The following is a 26,216-nucleotide window of genomic DNA, read 5'->3' on the forward strand; positions in this document are numbered from 1 at the left end:
TGGGGGAAGGATTCGAACCTTCGAAGTCGATGACGGCAGATTTACAGTCTGCTCCCTTTGGCCGCTCGGGAACCCCACCACGGGGTAATGCTAATTACTGGCCTGCTTCCGTTGGAAGCGGGGCGCATCATATCAAATGATGCGCCCCTGTAAAGCATTCCGTTGATAAAAAAGAACTGGTTGCCTGATTTTTACACGTAAAGATGTAAAGGTAACCAATTAACTTATCAATCGATTACAGAATAATCGTTCGGTTACCGTAAACAAAGACGCGTTGAGCCAGAACCTGATACAGCGCACGGCTTAATACATTTTTTTCAACGTCGCGACCCGCGCGCATCATATCTTCGGCAGTGTAGGTGTGATCAACATGGATCACGTCCTGCATAATGATTGGGCCTTCATCGAGGTTATCATTCACGTAGTGGGCCGTCGCGCCGATGATCTTCACGCCACGCTCATAAGCTTGATGGTACGGACGAGCACCAATGAATGCTGGCAGGAATGAATGGTGGATATTGATAATTTTATTCGGAAAGCGTGAAACAAATGTCGGGGTCAGAACGCGCATGTATTTAGCCAGCACGACATAGTCCGGCTGGTGGGCGTCGATAGCATCAGCCATTTTCTGATCATGTTCGTCACGTGTTAAACCTTCATGGCTCACCAGCTCAAACGGAATATCAAACCGTTCAACCAGAGGACGCAAGGTCTCGTGATTGCCGATCACCGCGGCGATTTCAACATCCAGCCCGCCATAATTGGCCTTCATTAATAAATCGCCCAGGCAATGCGCTTCCTTGGTGACCAAAATGACGATGCGGCGGCGGCCTGCTGGGGTTAATTCACGAATCGAGCCTTCAGGTAAGGCGCTGTCCAGATCGGCAAGCAGCGTGACGTCGTTAAAAATGCCCTCCAGTTCGGTGCGCATAAAAAAGCGTCCGGTACGGTGGTCCACAAACTCATTGTTCTGCACGATGTTCAGTTCATGCTTGTAACAGATATTCGTAATGCGCGCGATCAGACCTTTTTGGTCCGGGCAAATAGTACGCAGCACTTTTCGTTGTAATGAATGCATTTGCAGCGGTGATCCTGTTGAGAATGTTTGCAAAATTGATACTGTCGGGCGTTGATTAGCCGCAGCACTTTTTAAATTTTTTACCTGAGCCACAAGGGCAGGTATCGTTTCGTCCAATTTGAGGGCGTGTACCATCTATATAGTACCACTGACCGTTTTCTTTTAAAAAACGAGAGCGCTCGATAATTGCACCTGTTTTACCTTGTTCAGAAAACCGTGCGACAAAACTGACATAGCCGATATTTTCTGTGTCTGCCGTCTCTTGTTCAAAAACGGTCAGTCCAAGCCATTCGGTATGAGTAAATCCTGCGATAATGTCGTCGCGAAACTCGGCCGCATGACAATTCGGATGCCAGGTCCTGATAAGGTAATCTGCGTCTTTCATCACAAAAGCACAGTAACGAGAACGCATGAGGTGTGACGGCGTAGGTGCTACTTGCGCGCCGGACACATAACGGTAGCAACATAGGCTATACTCGACAGCGCTACCACAGGGACAAAGCTGAGACACAAAGTACTCCCTGGAATATAAAAACGGCGTAAAAACGCCAGAGTGGCACTATGTTAACTGAGCGGTAGCGATGTTGCTACGTCTGCAAGCCAGGGGAAGTTTGTACGTATAATGAGAAAAATAAAAATTGGGCTGGCGCTAGGTTCCGGCGCGGCGCGAGGTTGGTCGCATATTGGCGTTATTAAAGCCCTTAAGCATATGGGTATTGATGTTGATATCGTGGCAGGGTGCTCCATCGGTTCGTTGGTTGGCGCTGCCTACGCCTGCAATAAGCTGCCTGCTCTCGAAAAGTGGGTCTGTTCTTTCAGCTATTGGGATGTTTTGCGGTTGATGGATCTCTCGTGGCGCAGGGGAGGTTTACTGCGCGGTGAACGGGTATTCAATCAGTACCGTAATGTGATGCCGGTAGAAGCAATTGAGCAATGTACTCGCCGTTTCGCAACAGTGGCCACCAATCTGAGTACGGGTCGGGAACTTTGGTTCACCGAAGGTGATTTACATCTGGCTGTCCGGGCCTCCTGCAGTATTCCTGGCCTGATGTCACCTGTGGCGCACAATGGTTACTGGCTGGTCGATGGTGCGGTGGTGAATCCTGTCCCTGTCTCCCTGACTCGCGCGTTGGGGGCCGATATTGTTATTGCGGTCGACCTGCAACACGATGCGCATCTCATGCAACAAGATTTACTCTCCTTCAACGTCAATAGCGATGCCGAATCGGGTGATGATGGTGACGAACTCTCATGGCATGCCCGTCTGAAAGAACGCTTGAGCAACATTACGGCCAGGCGTGCAGTAACTGCGCCCACGGCGATGGAGATTATGACGACGTCTATTCAGGTTCTGGAAAACCGACTGAAACGTAACCGCATGGCCGGTGACCCTCCAGACATTCTGATTCAGCCGTTTTGTCCACAAATATCCACGCTGGATTTTCACCGCGCCAGTGCGGCAATTGCTGCCGGGCAGTTAGCGGTCGAGAAGAAAATGGATGAGCTTCTACCCCTGGTGAAAACCAACGTCTAACGCATTTTTTATCAACACTTAAGCTAATTCTGACAGGCGTGAGTGGCAATAGCATGCCACTATTTATTAAAGCCAGTCAGGGGGGAGAATATGACGCAGCCATTGGTCGGAAAACAGATTCTTATCGTTGAGGATGAGCCGGTATTTCGCTCACTCATGGACTCATGGTTTTCCTCTTTGGGAGCGACAACGGCGGTAGCTGGTGACGGACTTGAAGCACTGGACTTGCTTGGGCATTTTAAACCCGACCTGATGATCTGCGACCTGGCTATGCCAAGAATGAACGGTCTCAAACTGGTTGAGTATTTACGCAATCGTGGCGATCAGACCCCGATACTGGTGATTTCTGCGACGGAAAACATGTCCGACATAGCCAAAGCGCTACGACTCGGTGTGGATGATGTCCTGTTGAAGCCGGTGAAAGACCTTAATCGCTTGCGAGAAACCGTCTTTGCCTGTCTTTATCCCAACATGTTTAATTCACGCGTGGAAGAAGAAGAACGGCTGTTTCGCGACTGGGATGCGATGGTGGACGATCCAGCTGCTGCTGCGAAGTTGCTAAAAGAATTACAGCCTCCAGTGTCGCAAGTGCTCTCGCACTGTCGCATTAACTATCGACAATTGGTGGCAGCCGACCAACCGGGGCTGGTGTTGGATATTGCGCCGCTGTCGGATCATGACCTTGCATTCTATTGCCTTGATGTGACGCGGGCAGGGGATAATGGCGTGCTGGCTGCATTATTACTGCGAGCGCTATTTAATGGTTTACTGCAGGAGCAACTGACACAACAAAATCAACGGTTGCCAGAGCTAGGTACGTTATTGAAACAGGTAAATCATTTGTTGCGGCAAGCCAATTTACCAGGGCAGTTTCCCTTGCTGGTAGGGTATTACCACAGCGGATTAAAAAATCTAATTCTGGTATCAGCAGGGCTGAATGCGACATTAAATACCGGTTCCCACCAAGTGCAAATCAGCAATGGCGTTCCGCTGGGTACCTTAGGTAATACGTATCTTAATCAGCTGAGCCAACATTGTGAGTCATGGCAATGCCAGATTTGGGGGGCGGGAGGTCGCCTGCGCTTGATGTTGTCTGCGGAATGAACAATTGAGAGGCGTGCAAATGAAATTGGTTCACCCTCCCCATGTTGTGAGTGCTACTATCAGCGCCAGATTTATTCGTATTTATCTTAATTATACCGACGCGCGTCCTTTTCATACCAGAAGCTTGTCGCTGTACTGATATACTCGGATGCGATACAGAATGATGAACACGTTCAATACATGAACAGTCCAGGAGAGTTTTAAATGGCTGCCCTTAATTCAAAAGTCAAAAAAGCCGTTATCCCAGTTGCGGGATTAGGAACCAGGATGTTACCGGCTACGAAAGCAATCCCGAAAGAGATGCTACCGTTGGTTGATAAGCCATTAATTCAGTACGTCGTAAACGAATGTATTGCTGCGGGCATCACTGAAATTGTACTTGTAACTCACTCGTCTAAAAATTCCATTGAAAACCACTTCGACACCAGTTTTGAACTTGAAGCGATGCTGGAAAAACGTGTAAAACGTCAGCTGCTGGAAGAAGTGCAATCTATTTGTCCGCCACATGTGACTATTATGCAGGTGCGTCAGGGGCTGGCTAAAGGTCTGGGCCACGCGGTATTGTGCGCGCACCCTGTGGTTGGCGATGAACCGGTAGCTGTAATCCTGCCGGACGTAATTCTTGACGAATACGAATCTGATTTATCCCGCGACAACCTTGCCGAAATGATTCATCGTTTTGATGAAACAGGTAGCAGCCAGATTATGGTTGAACCGGTAGAAGATGTTACGGCTTATGGCGTTGTGGATTGTAAAGGCGTTGAATTATCCCCGGGCGAAAGCGTCCCGATGGTTGGTGTGGTTGAAAAACCAAAAGCTGATGTTGCGCCTTCTAATCTGGCCGTTGTGGGTCGTTACGTTCTTAGTGCCGATATCTGGCCTCTGCTGGCTAAAACCCCTCCGGGAGCGGGTGATGAAATTCAGCTGACAGATGCTATCGATATGCTGATTGAAAAAGAGACGGTTGAAGCTTATCACATGAAGGGCAAAAGCCACGACTGTGGTAATAAACTGGGCTATATGCAGGCGTTCGTTGAATATGGTATTCGCCATAATACTCTCGGCGCCGAATTTAAAGCCTGGCTGGAAGACGAGATGGGTATTAAGAAGTAACCTTCTGGTATTATCTGGTCAGAACGGCGCTGTATTAACAGCGCCGTTTTTTTATACCTAATCCGGGTAGGTTTGAGCGAAGTACCGGTAAAAAAAATCCCGCCAGTGGCGGGATTTTAAACAAACTATTTCTGAATTATTCCTTGATCAGGAAATCGTCCAGTTGTTTACCTTGTTCTTCCATAGCTTTTTTGATCACTGCCGGTGTACGACCCTGGCCAGTCCAGGTTTTAGTTTCACCGTTTTCGTCAACATAGCTATATTTAGCCGGACGTGCAGCGCGCTTAGCTTTGGTGCCAGATTTAACAGCAGCCATGCTATTCAGCAATTCGTTCGGATCAATGCCGTCAGCGATCAGCATTTCACGATATTGTTGCAGTTTACGAGTACGTTCTTCAACTTCAGCAGCAGCAGCGCTTTCTTCTTCGCGACGCTCGCTAACTACAACTTCTAATTTTTCCAGCATTTCTTCAAGCGTTTCCAGAGTGCATTCTCTTGCCTGCGCACGAAGAGTACGGATGTTGTTCAGAATTTTAAGTGCTTCGCTCATTGTAGTAATCTCAAACTTATATTGGGGTGGTTTGTTGAGCTAATAATAGAGCGATAAATTCAGTTGTGCAATAGCCAGGAATGTAAGGAATTCAAAATTGCGCTTTATTTAGTATCAGAATTAATTCTCCTGTCTTAAATTCCCCATGATGTTGGGCATAAAAAAGGCTTATTGGCGAGGGGGCTTCTCAGCGGCTGAGAGTAAAAATTCAAGATTCAGGTCACATTTTATGGTGTACAAATAGTATCTCTTTGCAGTGATTTCAACCTTTTGTATTAGTTTTGCTTACGTGAATTCGCTAATACATGGCGACAGTAGGTAGATTCAATAACAATATGGGAAGGGGTTCTTTATTGCCGTATGATGATAAGTGACATTGATAAATTTCATGAGCACTATTTGTGAAAGAGTGTGTATATACGCGTCCGAGCTCAGGCTGTTTGGTCGATGGTTGTATGCTCTCTCACTACCCGTTACTTAAATTCAGGTGGCACTGTGCGAGCTTGCCCGCTCATTTATACGCCTTTGCGGCCAACGCTACACCGACATGTTCGTGAAATATGATACAATCCAGCCCATATTTATTTCCCCGGGTGAGGGCCTTCGGTCAATGGCACAACTATATTTTTACTATTCTGCAATGAACGCAGGTAAGTCGACTGCATTGTTGCAATCTTCGTACAATTATCAGGAACGTGGGATGCGTGCCGTTGTATATACAGCGGAAATTGATGACCGTTTTGGTGCTGGAAAAGTAAGTTCACGTATAGGTCTGTCGTCACCTGCAAAATTGTTTAACCAAAATTCATCATTGTTCGAAGAGATTCGCGCCGAGAATGCGCAGCAAAGAATTCACTGTGTACTGGTCGATGAGTCTCAGTTTCTGACCCGACAACAGGTTTATGAATTATCTGAAGTTGTCGATCAACTGGATATTCCTGTTTTGTGTTACGGCTTACGTACTGATTTTCGTGGTGAGTTATTTGGTGGCAGCGAATACCTGCTTGCGTGGTCAGATAAACTGGTTGAATTAAAGACCATTTGTTTCTGTGGCCGTAAGGCCAGCATGGTATTACGCCTTGATCAGGCTGGAAGACCTTATAACGAGGGCGAGCAGGTGGTTATCGGCGGGAATGAACGCTATGTGTCGGTATGTCGTAAACACTACAAACAAGCGCAGTCTGAGGGCTCTCTGACGGCGATACAAGAACGACACAGCCACGATTAACCCTGTACGCTTCTGAGCGCTTATAAACACAGGGTAGGCCGGAACCTTCGTCAATGTTCTCTACCCTGTCAGACTCTCTTCTGACGGCTAGTCTCACATCTTCCTGAATACATCTCTTACACTGCCATTCTATTCACATGGTTAAATTGTGTATTCCCCGATTTTCATAACACAAGACGAAAAAAAACGGCCCCAATTCAATTGGGACCGTTTATGATGAAACTAAAACTTATCTGAGCAAATTAAGCGGATTTCTTCGCTTTCTTTTCTGCTTTCGGTGCAGCTACTGCTTCAGTCTTAGCGGCGGTCTGACCTTCGCTATACTCACGACCGTAGTAGGTATCCAGCAGGATCTGTTTCAGTTCAGAAATCAGCGGGTAACGTGGGTTAGCACCAGTACACTGGTCGTCAAACGCATCTTCAGACAGTTTGTCCACGTGTGCCAGGAAGTCAGCTTCCTGAACGCCAGCTTCACGGATAGACTTAGGAATACCCAATTCAGCTTTGATTTCTTCCAGCCAGCCCAGCAGTTTCTGGATTTTCGCGGCAGTACGGTCGCCCGGTGCGCTCAGACCCAGATGGTCTGCGATTTCAGCGTAGCGACGGCGTGCCTGCGGACGGTCGTACTGGCTGAATGCAGTCTGTTTAGTCGGGTTGTCGTTCGCGTTATAACGAATAACGTTGCTGATCAGCAGGGCGTTCGCCAGACCGTGAGGAATGTGGAACTGAGAACCCAGTTTGTGCGCCATTGAGTGACATACACCCAGGAAGGCGTTAGCAAACGCGATACCGGCGATAGTTGCTGCACTGTGTACACGCTCACGCGCTACCGGGTTCTTAGAACCTTCATGGTAAGACGCTGGCAGGTTTTCTTTCAGCAATTTCAGCGCTTGCAGAGCCTGACCGTCAGAGAACTCAGAAGCCAGTACTGAAACGTAAGCTTCCAGAGCGTGAGTGACGGCATCCAGACCACCGAACGCACACAGTGACTTCGGCATATCCATAACCAGGTTGGCGTCAACAATCGCCATATCCGGAGTCAGCGCGTAGTCTGCCAGCGGGTATTTCTGCCCAGTTGCATCGTCGGTAACGACCGCAAACGGAGTCACTTCAGAACCGGTACCGGAAGTGGTGGTAACTGCAATCATCTTCGCTTTTACGCCCATTTTCGGGAACTTGTAGATACGTTTACGGATGTCCATAAAGCGCAGTGCCAGTTCTTCGAAGTGAGTTTCCGGGTGCTCGTACATAACCCACATGATTTTCGCGGCGTCCATCGGGGAACCACCACCCAGTGCGATGATTACGTCTGGTTTGAAGGAGTTAGCCAGCTCAGCACCTTTGCGAACAACGGTCAGAGTCGGGTCAGCTTCAACTTCAAAGAACACTTCGGTTTCAACGCCAGCAGCTTTCAGAACGGAGGTGATCTGGTCTGCATAACCGTTGTTGAACAGGAAGCGGTCGGTCACGATCAGCGCACGTTTGTGACCATCGGTAATCACTTCATCCAGTGCGATTGGCAGAGAGCCACGACGGAAGTAGATAGATTTCGGAAGTTTGTGCCACAACATGTTTTCAGCTCGCTTAGCAACGGTTTTCTTGTTGATCAGGTGCTTAGGACCAACGTTTTCAGAGATGGAGTTACCACCCCAGGAACCACAACCCAGAGTCAGGGAAGGTGCGAGTTTGAAGTTGTACAGGTCACCGATACCACCCTGAGAAGCCGGGGTGTTGATCAGAATACGTGCGGTTTTCATCATCTGACCGAAGTAAGCAACACGCTCTGGCTGGTTGTCCTGGTCAGTGTACAGGCAAGAGGTATGACCGATACCGCCCATCGCAACCAGTTTTTCAGCTTTGATGACTGCGTCTTCGAAGTCCTTCGCACGGTACATTGCCAGCGTCGGAGACAGTTTCTCGTGAGCAAACGGTTCGCTTTCGTCAACAACCTTCACTTCACCGATCAGAATCTTAGTGGTTTCTGGTACGGAGAAGCCTGCCAGTTCAGCAATCTTGTATGCCGGCTGACCAACGATAGCTGCGTTCAGCGCGCCATTTTTCAGGATAACGTCCTGGACTGCTTTCAGCTCTTTGCCCTGCAGCATGTAGCCGCCGTGAGTCGCAAAACGCTCACGTACTGCATCATATACGGAGTCAACCACGACGACAGACTGCTCAGAAGCACAGATTACGCCGTTATCGAAGGTTTTAGACATCAGAACAGATGCAACAGCACGTTTGATATCAGCGGTTTCGTCGATAACAACAGGGGTGTTACCTGCGCCTACGCCGATAGCCGGTTTACCGGAGCTGTATGCCGCTTTAACCATGCCTGGACCACCGGTCGCAAGGATCAGGTTGATGTCCGGGTGGTGCATCAGCGCGTTAGACAGTTCAACGGAAGGTTGATCGATCCAGCCGATCAGATCTTTCGGTGCGCCAGCAGCGATAGCTGCTTGCAGAACGATGTCAGCTGCTTTGTTAGTTGCATCTTTTGCGCGCGGATGCGGAGAGAAGATGATGGCGTTACGGGTCTTCAGGCTGATCAGTGATTTGAAGATCGCAGTAGAGGTAGGGTTAGTGGTTGGAACGATACCGCAGATGATACCAATCGGTTCAGCAATAGTGATGGTACCAAAAGTGTCGTCTTCAGACAGCACACCACAGGTTTTTTCATCTTTGTAAGCGTTGTAAATGTATTCAGAAGCGAAGTGGTTTTTAATCACTTTATCTTCGACAATACCCATGCCGGATTCGGCAACGGCCATTTTCGCGAGAGGAATTCGAGCGTCTGCGGCAGCCAGAGCGGCGGCACGGAAGATTTTGTCAACCTGTTCTTGAGTGAAACTGGCATATTCACGCTGGGCTTTTTTTACGCGCTCTACAAGTGCGTTAAGTTCAGCGACATTAGTAACAGCCATGATGCTCTCCTGATAATGTTAAACTTTTTTAGTAAATCATCTGCTCGATACGAGAGTATAGACAGACCGACGAAAATTTGTGTAATGGTTTGAAAATCAAACGGTTAATTAACGTCCACTTTACTTTGATTTACTAAAAGAGCTTATACGCTAGCGCCTGTTAACTCTAACGCGTTACCTCCAGGTGGCGTAAGCAAGATTACTCACTTCTGAGTAGTAATTGCGTGATCTGGATCAAAAAATCGCAAAGCTGACACCTTTCAGCAGGCCCTTTTAGCGTTTCTCGTTAAGTGTTAATAAATTGGCGTGATGAATGCTAATAACATTAGCATATTTAATACATATTAATAACACTGAGTATTGGTAGCGTATTTACATTGATATACGCAGATAGAAGGTGAAGTATGCTGACAAAAGGCGTATCTTCAGCGCGGATTTTATCAATTTTTATGACTCATTTTATCCGGCTAACGCTTCGGAGCTAACCGTGATCCAAACGCTATTTGATTTTCCTGTCTATTTTAAATTTTTCATTGGGTTATTTGCGTTGGTCAACCCGGTAGGGATCATCCCCGTCTTTATCAGTATGACCAGCTATCAAACTGCCGCAGCACGAAACAAAACCAACCTCACGGCAAACCTTTCTGTCGCAATCATCCTGTGGACTTCGCTGTTTCTTGGTGATGGTATTCTGCAACTCTTTGGCATCTCAATTGACTCGTTCAGGATCGCTGGCGGCATTCTGGTTGTGACTATCGCGATGTCAATGATTAGCGGAAAACTAGGGGAAGATAAACAAAACAAACAGGAAAAATCAGAAACCGCAATTCGTGAAAGTATCGGCGTTGTGCCGTTGGCATTGCCGTTGATGGCGGGGCCGGGGGCGATAAGCTCAACTATTGTTTGGGGTACGCGATATCATAGCGCGATTAACCTGTTTGGCTTTTTTGTAGCGATTGCGTTGTTTGCCCTGTGCTGCTGGGGGCTGTTCCGCATGGCACCATGGTTAGTGCGCCTGTTGGGCCAAACCGGTATCAATGTCATTACGCGTATTATGGGGCTGCTGTTAATGGCTTTGGGTATCGAATTTATCGTTACAGGCATCAAATCCATTTTCCCTGGTTTGCTGGCCTGAAACCTCTCTTCTGTGCAAACGGAGTCGTGTCCGGCTCCGTTTCATTTCATTATCAGTAAAACTTCTCACTAAAGTTGAAAATCAGCAGAGCAATAATAAAAAATGCTGATGATTAACTCTTCTGTTAGTCATTGATTCTAAAGATATAACACGTCTCAGTACGCCCGGTGAAGACCGATACTGCTGTTATTTTATTAACATCATACTCTGGGGCTTGCTGAAGGATTATCGAAATGTTATTAGTTATTTCAGCCTTTATTTCAGATGAATGTGCTAATTAATAACCAATTGTTAAATTTATGTGCATTTTGACATGGCGTTGACTTCGGACAGGATGGTTAACACCATAGTAGACATAATGTATTGATTTTTATGAATTTTCCATAACGAATCTTCATTCGTAAGACTTTTTAAGTGAGATTTATTTCCAATAAAAGAGAATTGGTTAACAAATTTGTAAAATGTATTGGCGGTTAAGAAACGCATTTGATACTTTCCGGCCAGATATTATGCAGAAGAATTCACGTTGATGAGAATCATTTGCAGTTAGTTTCTCTCAACAGGGTAATAGCGTGTTTCCGGCAGGGGAGGCACGTAGAGAATCGACGCAAGGCGGTCATACGAATCGCCAGAATAAATAAAGTCGGTGATAGCAAGCAGTAAAACAATAAACCACCTGACGGCAGAAAATCTCCGGTGCCGTACAGGGATCCTGACAGGATTAACAGTCTGGTTAAAAAACCAGCCATAATAATGAGGGAGTACAACACAATGACTAACATCACTAAAAAAAGTTTAGTAGCTGCGGGGATCTTAACTGCGCTAGTCGCTGGAAATGTTGCCACGGCGGCAGTCGTGCCAGCGGGTGTGCAGCTTGCTGAAAAGCAGACTCTGGTGCGCAATAACGGTTCGGAAGTGCAGTCACTCGATCCCCACAAAATCGAAGGTGTACCTGAATCCAACATTAACCGTGACCTGTTTGAAGGTTTATTAATCAGTGATGTCGATGGCAAACCATCGCCTGGCGTGGCTGAAAAATGGGAAAATAAAGATTTTAAAGTCTGGACATTCCATCTGCGTAAAGATGCAAAGTGGTCTGACGGCACGCCTGTTACCGCGCAAGATTTCGTGTATAGCTGGCAACGACTGGCTAACCCAAATACCGCTTCACCGTATGCCAGCTATTTGCAGTACGGTCATATTGTCAATATTGATGATATTATCGCCGGCAAAAAGCCGATCACCGATCTCGGTGTAAAAGCTCTCGACGATCATACTTTTGAAGTTACCCTCAGCGAACCAGTTCCTTATTTCTACAAACTGCTTGTGCACTCCTCCGTTTCACCGGTTCCCAGAGCGGCTGTTGAAAAATTCGGCGAGAAGTGGACCCAGCCCGCTAACATCGTTACTAACGGTGCGTATAAACTGAAAGACTGGGTTGTCAACGAGCGCATTGTGCTTGAGCGTAATACCAACTATTGGGACAACGCCAAAACGGTTATTAACCAGGTAACCTACCTGCCTATTTCTTCTGAAGTGACTGACGTTAACCGCTATCGCAGCGGTGAAATCGACATGACCTATAACAACATGCCGATTGAGTTATTCCAGAAACTGAAAAAAGAGATCCCGAACGAAGTCCACGTTGACCCGTATCTGTGCACCTATTATTACGAAATTAACAACCAGAAAGCACCGTTCAACGATGTTCGTGTTCGTACCGCCCTGAAGCTGGCGTTGGATCGTGACATTATCGTCAATAAAGTGAAAAACCAGGGTGACCTGCCGGCATATAGCTTTACTCCTCCATACACTGATGGTGCGAAACTGGTTGAGCCAGAGTGGTTCAAGTGGTCTCAGGAAAAACGTAATGAAGAAGCGAAGAAACTGCTGGCTGAGGCCGGATATACCGCTGAGAAACCGCTGACCTTTGATCTGTTGTATAACACCTCAGACCTGCATAAGAAGCTGGCTATTGCCGCGGCATCTATCTGGAAGAAAAATCTGGGTGCTAATGTGAAGCTGGAAAACCAGGAATGGAAAACGTTCCTCGATACGCGCCATCAGGGCAACTATGATGTTTCGCGTGCGGGCTGGTGTGCAGACTATAACGAACCGACGTCCTTCCTGAATATGGTGCTGTCCGACAGCTCCAATAATACCGTCCACTATAAGAGCCCGGCATTTGATAAGCTGATTGCGGATACGCTGAAAGTGACGGATGAAGCGCAGCGCAGCGAACTGTATTCGAAAGCGGAACAGCAGCTGGATAAAGATTCTGCGATTGTACCGGTTTATTACTATGTTAATGCCCGCCTGGTGAAACCATGGGTTGGCGGATACTCCGGTAAAGACCCGATGGATAATATCCACGTTAAAGACTTGTATATTATCAAGCATTAATGGCAAGACGTGGGGCGATCATGTTGCCCCACAGTGTCTTTTTCTTCGAACTATAAATACCTCTTTAGACAAAGAGAGGTATACCCTAAACACTTCACGTTGCAGGAAGGCGGCAACGCAGCGAATCGCCAGGAGCTTACTTAAGTAAGTGACTGGCGTGAGCGAGTAAAGCCAACGCACTTGCAGCTTGAAGTATGACGGGTATAAAGGCACACGCCAGAAGGTACGGGCAATGTTAAAATTTATATTACGTCGCTGTCTGGAAGCGATTCCGACGCTGTTTATTCTTATTACGATTTCATTCTTTATGATGCGCCTTGCGCCCGGAAGCCCATTCACCGGGGAACGCGCGTTACCGCCAGAGGTGCTGGCGAATATTGAAGCGAAATATCATCTTAACGATCCCATCTCGACGCAGTACTTCAGCTATCTGAAACAGCTGGCGCACGGCGATTTTGGACCATCCTTTAAATATAAAGACTACACGGTTAACGACCTCGTTGCCTCGAGCTTTCCGGTTTCTGCGAAGCTGGGTGCGGCAGCCTTTATTCTGGCGGTACTCGTCGGTGTTAGCGCCGGAGTGATAGCCGCGCTGAAGCAAAATACACGTTGGGACTATACGGTGATGGGGGTGGCTATGACCGGGGTGGTTATCCCCAGTTTCGTGGTCGCTCCCTTATTGGTCATGATATTTGCCATAACCTTGAAATGGCTACCCGGCGGGGGCTGGAACGGCGGGGCGCTGAAATTTATGATCCTGCCGATGGTGGCCTTGTCACTGGCCTACATCGCCAGTATCGCACGTATTACTCGCGGTTCGATGATTGAAGTACTGCACTCTAACTTTATTCGTACCGCGCGCGCTAAAGGGCTGCCGATGCGGCGGATTATTTTCCGTCATGCGTTAAAACCAGCGCTGTTGCCAGTGCTGTCCTATATGGGACCGGCATTTGTCGGCATTATCACCGGTTCGATGGTTATTGAAACCATTTATGGTTTGCCGGGTATTGGCCAGTTGTTCGTCAATGGGGCGTTAAATCGCGACTATTCGCTGGTTCTTAGTCTGACCATACTGGTGGGTACGCTGACCATCGTGTTTAACGCGATTGTCGATGTGCTGTATGCCGTTATCGACCCGAAAATTCGTTACTGATACTGGAGCTCGCTATGATGTTAAGTAAGAAAAACAGCGAGGCGCTGGAGAATTTCAGTGAAAAGCTGGAGGTCGAAGGCCGTAGCCTGTGGCAGGACGCGCGTCGACGCTTTATGCATAACCGCGCGGCGGTAGCAAGCCTGGTGGTGCTGGTAATTATTGCGCTGTTCGTAACGCTGGCACCGATGTTGTCGCAGTTTACCTACTTCGATACCGACTGGGGCATGATGTCCAGTGCGCCGGATAGGGAATCAGGCCACTATTTCGGTACTGACTCGTCGGGACGCGACCTGTTGGTGCGTGTGGCAATTGGCGGGCGCATTTCGCTGATGGTCGGCATTGCGGCGGCGTTAGTCGCGGTGGTTGTTGGTACGCTGTACGGTTCTCTGTCGGGCTACCTCGGCGGAAAAATCGACTCGGTGATGATGCGTCTGCTGGAAATCCTCAACTCCTTCCCGTTCATGTTCTTCGTGATCCTGCTGGTCACCTTCTTTGGGCAAAATATTCTGCTGATTTTTGTCGCTATCGGGATGGTCTCCTGGCTGGATATGGCGCGTATCGTGCGTGGGCAAACGCTAAGTCTCAAGCGCAAAGAGTTTATTGAAGCGGCGCAAGTGGGTGGGGTGTCTACCGTGCGTATCGTTATCCGCCATATTGTGCCGAACGTGCTGGGTGTGGTGGTGGTTTACGCTTCATTGCTGGTGCCGAGCATGATCCTGTTTGAATCCTTCCTGAGCTTTTTGGGATTAGGTACGCAGGAGCCGTTAAGTAGCTGGGGCGCGTTGCTCAGTGATGGTGCCAACTCTATGGAAGTCTCACCATGGCTGCTGCTGTTCCCGGCTGGTTTCCTGGTGGTCACTTTGTTCTGTTTTAACTTTATTGGCGATGGCCTGCGTGATGCCCTCGACCCGAAAGACCGTTAAGGAGTGCAGCCATGAGCGTAATTGAAACCTCAACCGCGCCGCTCGCGCAACAACAGGCTAACGCACTGCTGAACGTAAAAGATCTGCGCGTGACGTTTGCTACCCCCGACGGCGATGTTACTGCGGTCAACGATTTAAACTTTTCTCTGCGAGCCGGAGAAACGTTGGGTATTGTCGGGGAGTCCGGTTCGGGTAAATCGCAAACGGCCTTTGCCCTGATGGGCCTGTTGGCGGCAAATGGTCGTATCGGGGGCTCCGCAACGTTCAACGGGCGTGAAATTCTGAATTTACCGGAACGTGAACTGAACAAACTGCGCGCCGAGCAAATCTCGATGATTTTCCAGGACCCGATGACGTCCCTCAATCCATACATGCGGGTCGGGGAGCAGTTGATGGAAGTTCTGATGCTGCATAAAGGCATGAGCAAAGCTGAAGCTTTTGAAGAGTCAGTCAGAATGCTGGATGCGGTGAAGATGCCGGAAGCGCGTAAGCGTATGAAAATGTATCCGCATGAATTCTCCGGTGGTATGCGTCAGCGCGTAATGATCGCCATGGCACTGTTGTGCAGGCCCAAATTACTGATAGCCGATGAACCGACCACTGCGCTTGATGTAACGGTACAGGCGCAAATTATGACGCTGCTGAATGAACTGAAAAGCGAATTCAACACCGCGATTATCATGATCACCCACGATCTGGGGGTTGTTGCCGGTATTTGCGATAAAGTCCTGGTGATGTACGCCGGACGTACTATGGAATACGGCAGTGCGCGGGATGTCTTTTATAAGCCCGTTCATCCGTATTCGATTGGTTTGCTAAATGCCGTACCTCGTCTGGATGCAGAAGGGGAAGAGATGCTCACTATACCGGGTAACCCACCGAACCTGCTGCGTCTACCAAAAGGCTGTCCATTCCAGCCGCGTTGCCCGCATGCGATGGAAATCTGTAGCAGTGCTCCGCCACTGGAGGAGTTTAGTCCAGGCCGCCTGCGTGCCTGCTTTAAGCCGGTGGAGGAACTGGTATGAATGCGGTGACCGAACAACGTAAAGTGCTCCTTGAGATTGCCGACCTTAAAGTCCATTTTGATATTAAAGATGGCAAACAGTGGTTCTGGCAACCGACTAAAACCCTGAAGGCGGTTGATGGCGTAACCCTGCGACTGTATGAGGGCGAAACCCTGGGCGTGGTCGGTGAATCAGGCTGCGGAAAATCGACCTTTGCCCGTGCGATTATCGGCCTGGTGAAGGCCACCGATGGAAAGGTTGCCTGGCTGGGTAAAGATTTACTGGGCATGAAACCCGATGAGTGGCGGGAAGTGCGCAGTGATATCCAGATGATTTTCCAGGATCCGCTGGCATCGTTAAACCCGCGCATGACCATTGGTGAAATCATTGCCGAACCGCTGCGAACTTATCATCCGAATCTTCCTGGTCAGGAAGTCCGCGACCGTGTGAAGGCGATGATGATGAAGGTAGGATTACTGCCCAACCTGATTAACCGCTACCCACATGAGTTTTCCGGTGGCCAGTGTCAGCGTATTGGTATTGCCCGCGCGCTGATCCTCGAACCGAAGTTGATTATCTGCGATGAACCGGTTTCAGCGCTGGATGTATCAATCCAGGCCCAGGTGGTTAATCTTCTGCAACAGCTTCAGCGCGAAATGGGATTATCGTTAATCTTCATTGCTCACGACCTCGCTGTGGTTAAACATATCTCCGACCGTGTGCTGGTTATGTATCTCGGACACGCGGTGGAATTAGGGACCTATGATGAGGTGTACCATAACCCGCTGCATCCTTATACCAAAGCGCTGATGTCTGCGGTGCCAATCCCCGATCCGGATCAGGAAAGGAATAAGGTTATTCAGTTGCTGGAAGGCGAGTTACCGTCCCCGATTAATCCTCCTTCCGGTTGCGTGTTCCGTACGCGCTGCCCGATTGCTGGACCGGAATGCGCAAAAACGCGCCCGGTTCTGGAAGGAAGTTTCCGACATGCAGTTTCCTGCCTGAAAGTAGACCCGCTATAATCCTGAGGGCTGACAAAGGTCAGCCCTTTTTTTGGTGAGGTATCTGTGCCAGGTTTAGTCTCTTCTGTCCGCCGTGCGCTCTATCGCAAATTATTTGATTTAAATACCCGTTCAGGGCGTCGCTTTGAAGGTATGTGCGCACTATTTGCCTTGCTCAGCGTTATCGTTATCTTCATTGAGTCCGGAGTAGGGACGCAATATCATTTAACCTTTGAGGAATGGCGCGTTTTTGTCTGGCTGGAGATCTTTATTACTCTGGTCTTCACCCTCGAATATCTTCTGCGCTTATGTTGCTGGGCCAACCCCGCTAAATATGTGTTCAGCTTCTGGGGGATAATTGACCTTGCCACCATTCTGCCGCTGTATGTGATGTGGCTATGGCCGGAAATCAGTCTGAGCTATGTTTTCGCCTGGCGAGCGATGCGTGTCCTGCGCGTTCTGCGTATTCTCAAGCTGCTGCGCTTCATGCCTTCTCTGCGGGTGTTCTGGAATGCGTTAAAAAGCGCCCGACATCAGCTGATGCTGTTCTATTCCTTTATCGCCATCCTGATGGTGGTTTTTGGCGCGATGATGTATCTGATTGAAGGGCCAAAATATGGGTTTACTACGCTGAATGCGTCGGTGTATTGGGCGATTGTTACTGTAACCACCGTCGGCTATGGCGATATCACGCCACACACACCGTTGGGGCGCATGGTGGCGTCTGTGCTTATCCTGATTGGTTACTCGGTGATTGCAATACCGACGGGATTGATTACCACGCACATGAGCAGTGCGTTCCAGCAGCGCGGGCACCAACGAAAATGTCCGCAGTGCCAGCAGGCGCAGCACGAACATAGTGCGCAATTTTGTAACCGCTGCGGAAGTAAACTACCGGGCTAAAAATGAAAAAAGCTGCGAGAGCAGCTTTTTTGTTTGATTATTCGCGCCAGAGAATATGGCAGAGCTTATGATCTTTTTCGCGACATAATAAAACGCGCGCAAAAATATCGTTAATCTCGCCGTCTTCTGTATCTGCCAGACCAATCACCACCTCGGCAAAGAAGTCAGGGTTCAGGTCAAAATCAACATGCTCCTGCCAATCTTCTGCCGGATCGAACAACTCGGCACCGCCACGCTCTTCAAACTGCAAATTGAACAGAATGATGTCGGCTGGATCCAGATTGTCCGCAGCCAGTTCGAGAAAAATGTCGTAAGCCTGCTCAAGCGTTTCGTCTTCGGTCAGGCGATTGTTCAAATCCATATCCATAATGACTACCTGTTTACTGTCTGATGGGCACGTTTTACAGCAACGGACTAAAGAAGTAAAACAGTCGCTCTGCTATCCGCTGCCAGAGTGGTCGTTTTACCCACAAACGGGCATCAAGCAGGCGTGAACGCGAAATATAATCATCCTGCACTGCCGCGAGATCGCCACCGAATCCGGCATCATCAATGACCAGCGTGATTTCAAAATTGAGCCACAGGCTGCGCATATCCAGGTTAACCGTCCCGACCAGGCTCAGCTCGCCATCGACCAGTACGCTCTTGGTGTGCAGCAAGCCACCTTCGAACTGATAAATTTTAACGCCAGCTGCCAGCAGCTCGGTGAAAAAGGCCCGGCTTGCCCAGCCAACCAGCAGGGAGTCATTTTTACGTGGAAGAATGATACTGACGTCAACCCCACGCTGCGCTGCCGTGCAGATCGCGTGCAACAGATCGTCGCTGGGGACGAAGTAGGGGGTGGTCATAATTAAATATTCACGCGCTGAATAAGCAGCGGTTAGCAGCGCCTGATGAATCAAATCTTCAGGGAAACCAGGTCCCGAGGCGATAGTGTGAATGGTGTGGCCGCTGGCCTGCTCAAACGGCATGATATTGACGTCTGGTGGCGGAGGCAAAATGCGCTTTCCGGTCTCAATTTCCCAGTCGCAGGAATAGACAATGCCCATAGCAGTGGCGACAGGACCTTCCATTCTCGCCATTAAATCAACCCATTGCCCGACACCCGCATCCTGTTTGAAGAAACGCGGGTCGACCATGTTCATGCTGCCGGTATAAGCAATGTAGTTATCTATCATGATCATTTTGCGGTGCTGACGCAGGTCCATACGGCGTAAAAATACACGCATCAGGTTCACCTTCAGCGCTTCTACAACCTCGATACCTGCGTTACGCATCATCGCCGCCCAAGGGCTGCGAAAGAACGCCACGCTGCCAGCGGAGTCCAGCATCAGGCGACAGTGAATGCCACGTCTCGCGGCAGCCATTAACGACTCGGCTACCTGATCGGCCATACCGCCAGGCTGCCATATGTAGAACACCATTTCGATGTTGTGGCGCGCCAGTTGAATATCACGGATCAGCGCCTGCATCACGTCATCTGAACTGGTGAGCAACTGCAGTTGGTTTCCCTTAACCCCGGCTATTCCCTGACGGCGCTCGCACAGTTTAAATAACGAAGAGGCGACGCTGCTGTTTTCCTGGGCAAAAATATGCTTGCAGGCTTTGAGGTCGTTCAGCCATTTGGCCGTTGACGGCCACATGGCCCGGGCGCGTTCGGCACGTCGCTTACCCAGGTGGAGTTCACCAAAGGACAGATAAGCAATGATCCCTACCAATGGCAGAATATAGATGATCAACAGCCAGGCCATTGCGGAGGGCACTGCGCGTCGTTTCATTAGAATGCGTAATGTTACGCCAGCAATGAGTACCCAGTAACCCAGAATGACCAGCCAACTCACCACGGTGTAGAAGGTTGTCATAAATTAAAAATCCTTTTGAAAGCGTATTGTTAAGAGTTTACGCATCAGGATTAATCTGGCAAATAAAAACAAGGGAAAACCACTGGTCTGCATTCGGTCTGGCGTTATAATGGCCGCTCAGTGACTGAAAGAGTAGTAAACATGAAGCGTAGTAGAACGGAAGTGGGACGCTGGCGGATGCTGCGTCAGGCTAGCCGCCGTAAAGCACGTTGGCTTGAAGGACAATCGCGTCGTAATATGCGTATCCACACTATCAGAAAGTGCATTCTCAACCACCAGCGTAACTCGTTGTTGTTTGCGATCCACAGCATCTGATCCCAAAAGGGCACCGCTGGCGGTGCCCAATGTCTGCTTTGCGTTCTGTTTTTAAAATACTTTTTTGTATTGTCATTCAGCCCATTTCGAAGAATTTCGCACAAAAACGTTCTGTTACGCTGAACCCTTCTGCCGCCTGCCTTTCAGCCTTCCAATTATCACACTCCGAGTACAAGTGTTACATTGCGGGTATCTTTGAGCAATGAGTTTTGTGTACACTTTTGCGTACTCAAAAGCCAAATGTGTACCCATACAATGATCACTGACACAAAGCTCAGGAAGGCCCTTGGCAAGAAACGCGATGATATCGAAACTATTTCAGATTCTCACGGACTCAACGCAAGGATCAGTCAGGCCGGAAAGGTCTCTTTCTTCTACCGGTACAGATGGGCTGGCAAAGCTGTAAAACTCAATGTCGGCGATTATCCAGCAATGAGTATTGCTCAGGCAAGGGAAAGGCGTCAGCAATTCAGAACCTGGCTTACTGAAGGACTCGATCCCCGAGAGCAAGTAAAGCTGGAGAAATTGACCCGCGAAGGTTCCATGGCCGTATCGGAAGCATTCAATTATTGGATCGAGAAACACTGCATCGCTAATCAACTGACAAAGACAGATTATTATCAGTTGGTATTTGCCAAGCATATCGCCGAGCCGATGCGAAACGTCAAAGTAGACAATTCGACAAAAAGGCACTGGATAGATGTTTTTGATCAGATTGAAAGCAGGGTGATGGCTCATTATATGCTTTCGCTGTGCAAACGCTCATTCAGGTTCTGTATTAACCGAGGCGTAATATCGACCAATCCGCTCGAGGGATTGCTACCCACTGACGTTGGCCAAAAACCGAAAAAGAGAACGCGGCGCTTGGATGATCGTGAACTGGTGGTTATTTATCGGTGGCTGCAAAACCGCATGTCCATAGAGTCCGTGTTTCTTGTGAAATTTATTATGTTGACCGGCTGTAGGACGGCAGAGATTCGGTTGAGCGAAAGGTCATGGTTCAAGCTGGATGAAAATGAATGGATAGTTCCTGCTGGAAGTTACAAAACGCGAGTGCACATGAGAAGGGCTCTTTCTGATGCTGCGGTGGGACTGGTAAAAAATCATATTGAGAAGATCAACACAAAACACTTAGTCACCTCACAGCGTTTACTGGATGGCGAAATCAAAGATGTCCCAGTACATCCGCCAGTCGCTTCAAATTACGCAAGGTATATCTGGTCCGCTGCGGGAATGGAACCCTGGTCTCTTCATGATATGAGAAGAACGATCGCGACAAACCTTTCAGAACTTGGCTGTCCGCCGCATGTGATTGAAAAACTACTTGGTCATCAGATGGTCGGTGTAATGGCTCACTACAATCTGCACGACTACATCGATGACCAAAAACACTGGCTCCACGTTTGGCAGAGCCATCTTGAAAGTATCATTGGTGAGCCATTCAGTTAATTGGCTGTTTCACACCTTCCCACTCTTTGACTGACTCCGACTTCCAGCGGTTTGGGTTACCAGGAAAATCAGGAGCAGGGAACGGCTTCGCAAAACCCCGCGGCATAGTTTCTGTGCTTTGCCATGACCAAAGGGTTTTACGTGAGATTTTGTATCGACTGGTCAGGTCTGACGTCAGCAAAATATCATCCATCGTTTTTCTCCAATGGCCCGTACTGGGCCATTTATAAAAGTAATATCAACTCACCTGACCCGGCAGCGCTCGCAATCTGCGCATGCCTGTCATCGCCGTGGCCACGTAACTCGCCTTGCGGTTCACTACCTCCACCCAGACCTTCACACCTTCAACTCTCACCGTGTACGTTTCCTTCATCTTGCTACGTCCGTAGTCGCCGTAGCGTTCGTGATGAGTGGCCAGCGCGATGTCGCATGCCTGACGCGCTATCGGGGATTGCTGATTGCCGCGGTTAATCAGTTTCATGCTTCACCGCCATCTGGGTTGGATGATTGACGGAAAATTGCTCGAGACGGCGACCAATCGCAATATGTATCAGTTTCGGTATGCCCGAAAATTGTCTTACAGCGGCGGATATGGGCGCAGTCGCCGCAAGTCTTACCCTTCGGGAGTTTCATTTTGTCGGGGTCTGCCGGGTTATAATTCAGCTCAGTCATTCCAGGCCTCCAGCTCGTTCTGAATTTCCTCGTCGATCTCGTCATTGGTGGCATCATGATTGAGATATGTGAGAGCTTCTTTCCGATACTGTGCGCGGCGTTCGCTGTACCATGCTGAAAACTCAGGTGACCAGCCTCGACCATTACCCTGAAAATCTACAAGAGCGTTGTCCTCTGCCATGCGCTCAACCATGCAGTCGGCAGTTGTCAGGGCGCACTCACGGATATACCGGCGTAGATCCCGCTTGCGCCAGTACGGGCTATATTTCGAGTCGCAACGACCTTTAAATTCGACGGCCCAGCGACGGATGCTACGTGCATTTAATGATTTGCTCATCTCGTTACCGGGAGGGCGAACCCTCCCGCCTCCCTCAGCCCACGTATTCCGGTTTCATATCTGCCAGGGTAATGCTGAACTTATCGTGCAGCTCGTCGCCCAGATGACGTTTCGCCGTTGCCAGAACTCGCTCAACTTCCCCGAAACGCGCTGCTGCATCCGGTTCGTCCGGAGACGGTAGGGAGTTGATCGCGGCCTCAACCTTGTTACGTGAATCAACCAGGTAATAGCGTTTTACTGCTTTGTTCTTCAGTTCGGTGAACAGGGCTGAACCCAGCGTGGCCTTTGCGCTTTCGATATCAGCCCTGACCGCTTTGGCGCTGTCTACATCCTGCGCAGCATCGATGCGTTCGCGGAAATCATCGGCCAGTGAGCCGATATTTACCGATGATTCTTGTGCGCTCTGCGTGGTTGTGACGGTGTCACCTGAGATATCCGCCAAGCTAACGCGTTGCGGCGCCGGGTTAATCTCCTTCTCTGTGCGCTGCTCGACTTCATCCGGGGTATACACGCCGAGAACGACCGCAGGGCAGTACAGTCGCGCCCAGTATTTAAGGGCCAGATATGCGATCTGCTGTTTCGGGTTCGAAATCCACAGTGGAGAGTTACGTGTAATCACGCTGGAGAGGAATACCGGTTCGCCCCAGGTAATCTCGCTTTCGCCGCGAATGACGGCGCCCACACGAACCGACAAACCTTGCTCATCGGCGCTGTTCCAGCCCCGTACCATTTCTTTCTTGTCGTAAGTCCCACCGCCTTTTGCAGGCTTCTTCACGATCTCTTCGCGGCTGCTGGCGCATTTCGACCAGTCGCCTTCGTACTCATAGTGAAAGCGGCCAACGATGGCGTTAGAGCTGGAGATCACCGCGTTTACCAACTGCGCTTCATAGCCCAGCACACCGTTGACCAGGTGAGTTTTCTGCGCCACTGCGTAAGGGTTCATGCCCCATTGCATGGCCTGCATGATGATTGCCATGCAGTCGGCAGGATTCCCGCGAAGATGCTCGGGTACCGTGACGGCAGCCTGTGCCATTAGGCCCGCCGCTGACTGAAGCTGCGTTAATGCCTGAACGTTAAAAATGGCGTTGCTGGCGGAAATAGTGTTCGGAGCCTGTTGCTCTGCAGTTACGATATTCATGTTTTCCATCATCGTTCCCCTTATGCCTGAGTACGCAGCGCTTCAAGGCGGCGCAGGTCGAAGTCGTTCAGTTCGTCGGTGTAATCAGCGGTGATCGGCGCAGGCCATTCGCCAGTGTCAAAGCCGGTAGCGATAGCGCGCATTGATTTGCGGTACTCAAGCATGCCCAGCTCCAGCAGTTCGGCGGATGCCTCGATGATGGCAATCCAGTGGTAGTTCTCGTCTTTGTTGACGAAAATCCAGAAGAACTGGTCCAGTGCTGCGGTCTCGCAATACATGGCGGCGCTCAGGTGATAGTCACGGTCGATGATTTCCCGGTGCAGTTTGGCGCGCAGGCCTTCCTGCTTAACGTTCCACATGCTGATGGTTTTCAGGTCGGCACCGATGCGCACGCCGTCCAGGTCGATTTCCAGATCCGGGCGCACACGAACTTCGAGTCCGGTTTCGTCGTCAAATCCAAAGTAGCTCACCTCAACGGCGCGGCTCGGATGTGTCAGCAATTTGCCCGCGGTCGGGTGCTCGAGCAGGGCTTTCTGAATGCTCAGTGCAGTGCTCAGTTGCTGGCGGGTGACCAGCACTTTCCCATGCGGATTCTCGCGCCACGCATCCAACAGCTCGTCGGCGAAGACGGCGTTCGGGTTAACAGACTTTACGGCCTGAATCAGATCTGCTTTGGTACCGGACACTTTAAGCGGCGCCTGCTTCTGCACTTCCTGTGCAACAAGGTCAGGATTGATGATTGCCAACTGCTCGAGTAATGCATCGCGGCTACCGCTGGTTTTCACCTGTGCAGGCAGAGTGGCGTTGTATTCCTTGATGCAGGCTTTCATCGCCGCAGCGGTCTGTTTCTGATCCGCTTCGATACGCTGGTACTCTTCGGGCAGCGACATATAGCTCTGGCCGGTTTCCTCGGCTGAACCACCCAGCGGCACCTGTGCAGGCAAAGTGGCGTTGTATTCCTCTAACAAAGCTTTGATGTCGTCTGCACTCAGTTGCGCTGGCAGGCTGGCGTTGTACTCATCAATAAACGCGCGGATCGTTGCCGTTGTGGTAAATGCACCTTCCGGGATCACTGGTTCAACGCTGAACTCTTCATCAAGCTGCTCTGGCTGCAACGCAAGGCCGTGCACCAGGTTACCCATGTCCAGTACCGGAGAACGCTCTTTGGTGATCGTTTTCTCTACGTGGCGCGCATTGAAGTACATCAGGCTGACGCGGGCATCTTTTACCTGCGTGCTGCTGATCCCGTTCGCTGCGTGATAAACCTCGTTCGGCAGACCTTCATAGCGGCCTGGCTCGAAGTAAGCGGGATACACAACAGCCGGTTCGTCAGATTGCGTTTCTGGCTCGGTTTGTGTCGCAAGTGGATCGGTTTGGTTTACAAAATCGCAATTTTGGGCGACAGAAACCGTATTCTGGTTTACATCGGCCTGCTGGCTGGTATGTGACTCTTCACCAGTTTCCAGACGGCTTTCGCCTGACTGCACTTCATCACCAGTCTGTTTTTCATCACTGACAGTTTCTTCCATCTGCACATCGCTGGTGGTTTCCTCATTAAGTGGTGAACGGTCATCTATTTGTTGGGCGGTTAATGCGAGGTCTTCTGTGATCCATTTCGGGTCTGTAGGGTCACTAATCCCCTCAACATATTCGCCGCGGGAAGCTGCAAGAATTTTGTTTACGTCCTCAGCCGTTACTTTTTCCTGTTTCATAGGTACAGGCATAGACGAACGACCGCAGGCTATATCAACGAGCAACGGTTCTGGGTTGGCGTGGTCGGTTTCCGTCAGTACTCTATTCAAATATTCTTGGTGTTTTACAGGATCAGCATAAAGCCCTTCTGGTGTAGTTTTTACTGTTGCGATAATGCAGGCACGTGAGTAGTCCAGGCTACCAGGCATTGAAACGAATCTCTCTCGAGTCGCCAGCCATTCGGGATCGTCCATCTTATTCATGATGGAGTTTGCCTGTAGTTCTATATCCAGTGGGACGTTGTAAATATCAAATTCGCGGTCACGGGCACGTAACGCCAGAGCAATTTCATGCTCCAGCCCGAGAATGGTTTGCGGGAATTTGCGGTCAGAGGCAATACCGCCACCGGCGTTCGCACCTGAAGGTGTGCGATTAATGGTTGTTACACGATTACCTTTGCTCCACTCTTTAACCAGTAGGCCGCGGTCAATGTAATCAGTTTTGAACCACACCGTCAGGAACTGGATAACTGTTGCCAGCTCCGGTTTCTTACCGTCGACAGGGAAGACTTTCTTAACGGCATTCACGACTTTATGAATATCGTGCTCAATGGCTTTTTTGAATGCTTCCACATTCTCAGCAGCCAGCAGCAGGTTCTGGACGTAAGAGTCATCAGTGTCCATCTCAAGGCGGACAATCTC

Annotated in this window: 24 protein-coding genes and 1 tRNA gene; 13 read left to right on the forward strand and 12 right to left on the reverse strand. The window is 49.5% G+C overall.

Annotation, left to right across the window (positions count from 1 at the left end):
- The 3 genes from OGY72_RS22450 to OGY72_RS22460 all read right to left on the reverse strand — a co-directional run bounded on the left by OGY72_RS22450 (position 1) and on the right by OGY72_RS22460 (position 1,589).
- Positions 1-79, reverse strand: a tRNA-Tyr gene (locus OGY72_RS22450).
- A 156-nt stretch (positions 80-235) separates the two neighbouring features.
- Complete coding sequence (purU, locus tag OGY72_RS22455; protein WP_003020737.1) at positions 236-1,078, reverse strand: formyltetrahydrofolate deformylase; 843 nt, start codon at positions 1,076-1,078, stop codon at positions 236-238.
- 55 nt (positions 1,079-1,133) lie between these two features.
- The gene (locus tag OGY72_RS22460; protein WP_003833385.1) at positions 1,134-1,589 is read right to left on the reverse strand and encodes a YchJ family protein; all 456 of its coding nucleotides are present in this window, start codon (positions 1,587-1,589) and stop codon (positions 1,134-1,136) included.
- Between the two features lie 111 nt (positions 1,590-1,700).
- Here OGY72_RS22460 and rssA point away from each other — a divergent pair, with 111 nt between their 5' ends.
- From rssA to galU, 3 genes are all read left to right on the forward strand, one after another.
- The gene (gene rssA, locus OGY72_RS22465) at positions 1,701-2,612 is read left to right on the forward strand and encodes a patatin-like phospholipase RssA (RefSeq protein WP_003833384.1); all 912 of its coding nucleotides are present in this window, start codon (positions 1,701-1,703) and stop codon (positions 2,610-2,612) included.
- 90 nt (positions 2,613-2,702) lie between these two features.
- The gene (gene rssB / locus OGY72_RS22470) at positions 2,703-3,716 is read left to right on the forward strand and encodes a two-component system response regulator RssB (RefSeq protein ID WP_003833382.1); all 1,014 of its coding nucleotides are present in this window, start codon (positions 2,703-2,705) and stop codon (positions 3,714-3,716) included.
- A 204-nt stretch (positions 3,717-3,920) separates the two neighbouring features.
- Complete coding sequence (galU, locus tag OGY72_RS22475; RefSeq protein WP_003020727.1) at positions 3,921-4,829, forward strand: UTP--glucose-1-phosphate uridylyltransferase GalU; 909 nt, start codon at positions 3,921-3,923, stop codon at positions 4,827-4,829.
- A gap of 136 nt (positions 4,830-4,965) precedes the next feature.
- Here galU and hns read toward each other — a convergent pair whose 3' ends face one another.
- The gene (gene hns, locus OGY72_RS22480; RefSeq protein WP_003020723.1) at positions 4,966-5,379 is read right to left on the reverse strand and encodes a histone-like nucleoid-structuring protein H-NS; all 414 of its coding nucleotides are present in this window, start codon (positions 5,377-5,379) and stop codon (positions 4,966-4,968) included.
- Positions 5,380-5,989: 610 nt separating this feature from the next.
- Here hns and tdk point away from each other — a divergent pair.
- Positions 5,990-6,607, forward strand: coding sequence for a thymidine kinase (gene tdk, locus OGY72_RS22485; RefSeq protein ID WP_008784954.1), 618 nt, complete (start codon positions 5,990-5,992; stop codon positions 6,605-6,607).
- Between the two features lie 242 nt (positions 6,608-6,849).
- Here the strand turns inward: tdk and adhE are convergent, their stop codons facing one another.
- Positions 6,850-9,528: a bifunctional acetaldehyde-CoA/alcohol dehydrogenase gene (gene adhE, locus OGY72_RS22490; protein WP_003833375.1), complete on the reverse strand. Its 2,679-nt coding sequence runs from the start codon at positions 9,526-9,528 to the stop codon at positions 6,850-6,852.
- 487 nt (positions 9,529-10,015) lie between these two features.
- Between adhE and ychE the strand changes: the two genes are divergently transcribed.
- The 7 genes from ychE (at position 10,016) to OGY72_RS22525 (ending at position 18,050) form a co-directional block, all read left to right on the forward strand.
- Positions 10,016-10,663 carry an NAAT family transporter YchE gene (ychE, locus tag OGY72_RS22495; protein WP_003020714.1) on the forward strand — a complete coding sequence of 216 codons (648 nt, stop codon included), beginning with the start codon at positions 10,016-10,018 and terminating at the stop codon, positions 10,661-10,663.
- Positions 10,664-11,434: 771 nt separating this feature from the next.
- A complete protein-coding gene (oppA, locus tag OGY72_RS22500; RefSeq protein WP_003020712.1) occupies positions 11,435-13,066 on the forward strand; it encodes an oligopeptide ABC transporter substrate-binding protein OppA in 1,632 nt (543 codons plus the stop codon).
- 232 nt (positions 13,067-13,298) lie between these two features.
- Entirely contained in the window at positions 13,299-14,219 is a 921-nt protein-coding gene (gene oppB, locus OGY72_RS22505) for an oligopeptide ABC transporter permease OppB (RefSeq protein ID WP_003020708.1), read from the forward strand.
- Positions 14,220-14,233: 14 nt separating this feature from the next.
- Positions 14,234-15,142, forward strand: a complete 909-nt coding sequence (oppC, locus tag OGY72_RS22510; RefSeq protein WP_148361902.1) for an oligopeptide ABC transporter permease OppC — start codon at positions 14,234-14,236, stop codon at positions 15,140-15,142.
- A gap of 11 nt (positions 15,143-15,153) precedes the next feature.
- Positions 15,154-16,167, forward strand: a complete 1,014-nt coding sequence (oppD, locus tag OGY72_RS22515; RefSeq protein ID WP_003833364.1) for a murein tripeptide/oligopeptide ABC transporter ATP-binding protein OppD — start codon at positions 15,154-15,156, stop codon at positions 16,165-16,167.
- Complete coding sequence (gene oppF, locus OGY72_RS22520; RefSeq protein WP_003833363.1) at positions 16,164-17,168, forward strand: murein tripeptide/oligopeptide ABC transporter ATP-binding protein OppF; 1,005 nt, start codon at positions 16,164-16,166, stop codon at positions 17,166-17,168. The genes oppD and oppF overlap by 4 nt, the downstream gene beginning before the upstream one ends.
- Positions 17,169-17,213: 45 nt before the next feature.
- Positions 17,214-18,050 (forward strand): ion transporter, encoded by an 837-nt coding sequence (locus tag OGY72_RS22525; protein WP_003833361.1) that lies wholly within the window; start codon positions 17,214-17,216, stop codon positions 18,048-18,050.
- A 37-nt stretch (positions 18,051-18,087) separates the two neighbouring features.
- Here the strand turns inward: OGY72_RS22525 and OGY72_RS22530 are convergent, their stop codons facing one another.
- A complete protein-coding gene (locus tag OGY72_RS22530) occupies positions 18,088-18,417 on the reverse strand; it encodes an HI1450 family dsDNA-mimic protein (protein ID WP_003020691.1) in 330 nt (109 codons plus the stop codon).
- A 34-nt stretch (positions 18,418-18,451) separates the two neighbouring features.
- Entirely contained in the window at positions 18,452-19,912 is a 1,461-nt protein-coding gene (gene cls, locus OGY72_RS22535) for a cardiolipin synthase (protein WP_003020687.1), read from the reverse strand.
- Between the two features lie 141 nt (positions 19,913-20,053).
- Here cls and OGY72_RS22540 point away from each other — a divergent pair, with 141 nt between their 5' ends.
- Both OGY72_RS22540 and OGY72_RS22545 read left to right on the forward strand, forming a co-directional pair.
- Positions 20,054-20,227: a YciY family protein gene (locus OGY72_RS22540; protein ID WP_003020684.1), complete on the forward strand. Its 174-nt coding sequence runs from the start codon at positions 20,054-20,056 to the stop codon at positions 20,225-20,227.
- A gap of 255 nt (positions 20,228-20,482) precedes the next feature.
- Positions 20,483-21,676, forward strand: coding sequence for a tyrosine-type recombinase/integrase (locus tag OGY72_RS22545; RefSeq protein ID WP_286549599.1), 1,194 nt, complete (start codon positions 20,483-20,485; stop codon positions 21,674-21,676).
- A gap of 238 nt (positions 21,677-21,914) precedes the next feature.
- Here the strand turns inward: OGY72_RS22545 and OGY72_RS22550 are convergent, their stop codons facing one another.
- From OGY72_RS22550 to OGY72_RS22570, 5 genes are all read right to left on the reverse strand, one after another.
- A complete protein-coding gene (locus OGY72_RS22550; RefSeq protein ID WP_016156724.1) occupies positions 21,915-22,157 on the reverse strand; it encodes a DUF4060 family protein in 243 nt (80 codons plus the stop codon).
- Positions 22,154-22,348, reverse strand: coding sequence for a hypothetical protein (locus OGY72_RS22555; RefSeq protein WP_016156723.1), 195 nt, complete (start codon positions 22,346-22,348; stop codon positions 22,154-22,156). Before OGY72_RS22555 ends, OGY72_RS22550 begins: the two co-directional genes overlap by 4 nt.
- Positions 22,341-22,685: a hypothetical protein gene (locus tag OGY72_RS22560; RefSeq protein WP_286549601.1), complete on the reverse strand. Its 345-nt coding sequence runs from the start codon at positions 22,683-22,685 to the stop codon at positions 22,341-22,343. Before OGY72_RS22560 ends, OGY72_RS22555 begins: the two co-directional genes overlap by 8 nt.
- 34 nt (positions 22,686-22,719) lie before the next feature.
- Entirely contained in the window at positions 22,720-23,832 is a 1,113-nt protein-coding gene (locus tag OGY72_RS22565; RefSeq protein WP_286549606.1) for a RecT family recombinase, read from the reverse strand.
- 11 nt (positions 23,833-23,843) lie between these two features.
- Positions 23,844-26,216 (reverse strand): RecE-related exodeoxyribonuclease (locus tag OGY72_RS22570; protein WP_286549603.1); only part of this gene is annotated, 2,373 nt, incomplete at its 5' end.

Origin of the sequence: Citrobacter sp. Cpo221 (genome assembly GCF_030332345.1) — a bacterium.
Classification (GTDB): domain Bacteria; phylum Pseudomonadota; class Gammaproteobacteria; order Enterobacterales; family Enterobacteriaceae; genus Citrobacter; species Citrobacter portucalensis.

Bases quoted from the DNA above. Each gene is read 5' to 3' on its own strand.
- purU (WP_003020737.1), bottom strand. From the start codon at position 1,078: ATGCATTCATTACAACGAAAAGTGCTGCGTACTATTTGCCCGGACCAA.
- rssA (WP_003833384.1), top strand. From the start codon at position 1,701: ATGAGAAAAATAAAAATTGGGCTGGCGCTAGGTTCCGGCGCGGCGCGA.
- rssB (WP_003833382.1), top strand. From the start codon at position 2,703: ATGACGCAGCCATTGGTCGGAAAACAGATTCTTATCGTTGAGGATGAG.
- galU (WP_003020727.1), top strand. From the start codon at position 3,921: ATGGCTGCCCTTAATTCAAAAGTCAAAAAAGCCGTTATCCCAGTTGCG.
- hns (WP_003020723.1), bottom strand. From the start codon at position 5,379: ATGAGCGAAGCACTTAAAATTCTGAACAACATCCGTACTCTTCGTGCG.
- tdk (WP_008784954.1), top strand. From the start codon at position 5,990: ATGGCACAACTATATTTTTACTATTCTGCAATGAACGCAGGTAAGTCG.
- adhE (WP_003833375.1), bottom strand. From the start codon at position 9,528: ATGGCTGTTACTAATGTCGCTGAACTTAACGCACTTGTAGAGCGCGTA.
- oppA (WP_003020712.1), top strand. From the start codon at position 11,435: ATGACTAACATCACTAAAAAAAGTTTAGTAGCTGCGGGGATCTTAACT.
- oppB (WP_003020708.1), top strand. From the start codon at position 13,299: ATGTTAAAATTTATATTACGTCGCTGTCTGGAAGCGATTCCGACGCTG.
- oppC (WP_148361902.1), top strand. From the start codon at position 14,234: ATGATGTTAAGTAAGAAAAACAGCGAGGCGCTGGAGAATTTCAGTGAA.
- oppD (WP_003833364.1), top strand. From the start codon at position 15,154: ATGAGCGTAATTGAAACCTCAACCGCGCCGCTCGCGCAACAACAGGCT.
- oppF (WP_003833363.1), top strand. From the start codon at position 16,164: ATGAATGCGGTGACCGAACAACGTAAAGTGCTCCTTGAGATTGCCGAC.
- OGY72_RS22530 (WP_003020691.1), bottom strand. From the start codon at position 18,417: ATGGATATGGATTTGAACAATCGCCTGACCGAAGACGAAACGCTTGAG.
- cls (WP_003020687.1), bottom strand. From the start codon at position 19,912: ATGACAACCTTCTACACCGTGGTGAGTTGGCTGGTCATTCTGGGTTAC.
- OGY72_RS22540 (WP_003020684.1), top strand. From the start codon at position 20,054: ATGAAGCGTAGTAGAACGGAAGTGGGACGCTGGCGGATGCTGCGTCAG.
- OGY72_RS22545 (WP_286549599.1), top strand. From the start codon at position 20,483: ATGATCACTGACACAAAGCTCAGGAAGGCCCTTGGCAAGAAACGCGAT.
- OGY72_RS22550 (WP_016156724.1), bottom strand. From the start codon at position 22,157: ATGAAACTGATTAACCGCGGCAATCAGCAATCCCCGATAGCGCGTCAG.
- OGY72_RS22555 (WP_016156723.1), bottom strand. From the start codon at position 22,348: ATGACTGAGCTGAATTATAACCCGGCAGACCCCGACAAAATGAAACTC.
- OGY72_RS22560 (WP_286549601.1), bottom strand. From the start codon at position 22,685: ATGAGCAAATCATTAAATGCACGTAGCATCCGTCGCTGGGCCGTCGAA.
- OGY72_RS22565 (WP_286549606.1), bottom strand. From the start codon at position 23,832: ATGGAAAACATGAATATCGTAACTGCAGAGCAACAGGCTCCGAACACT.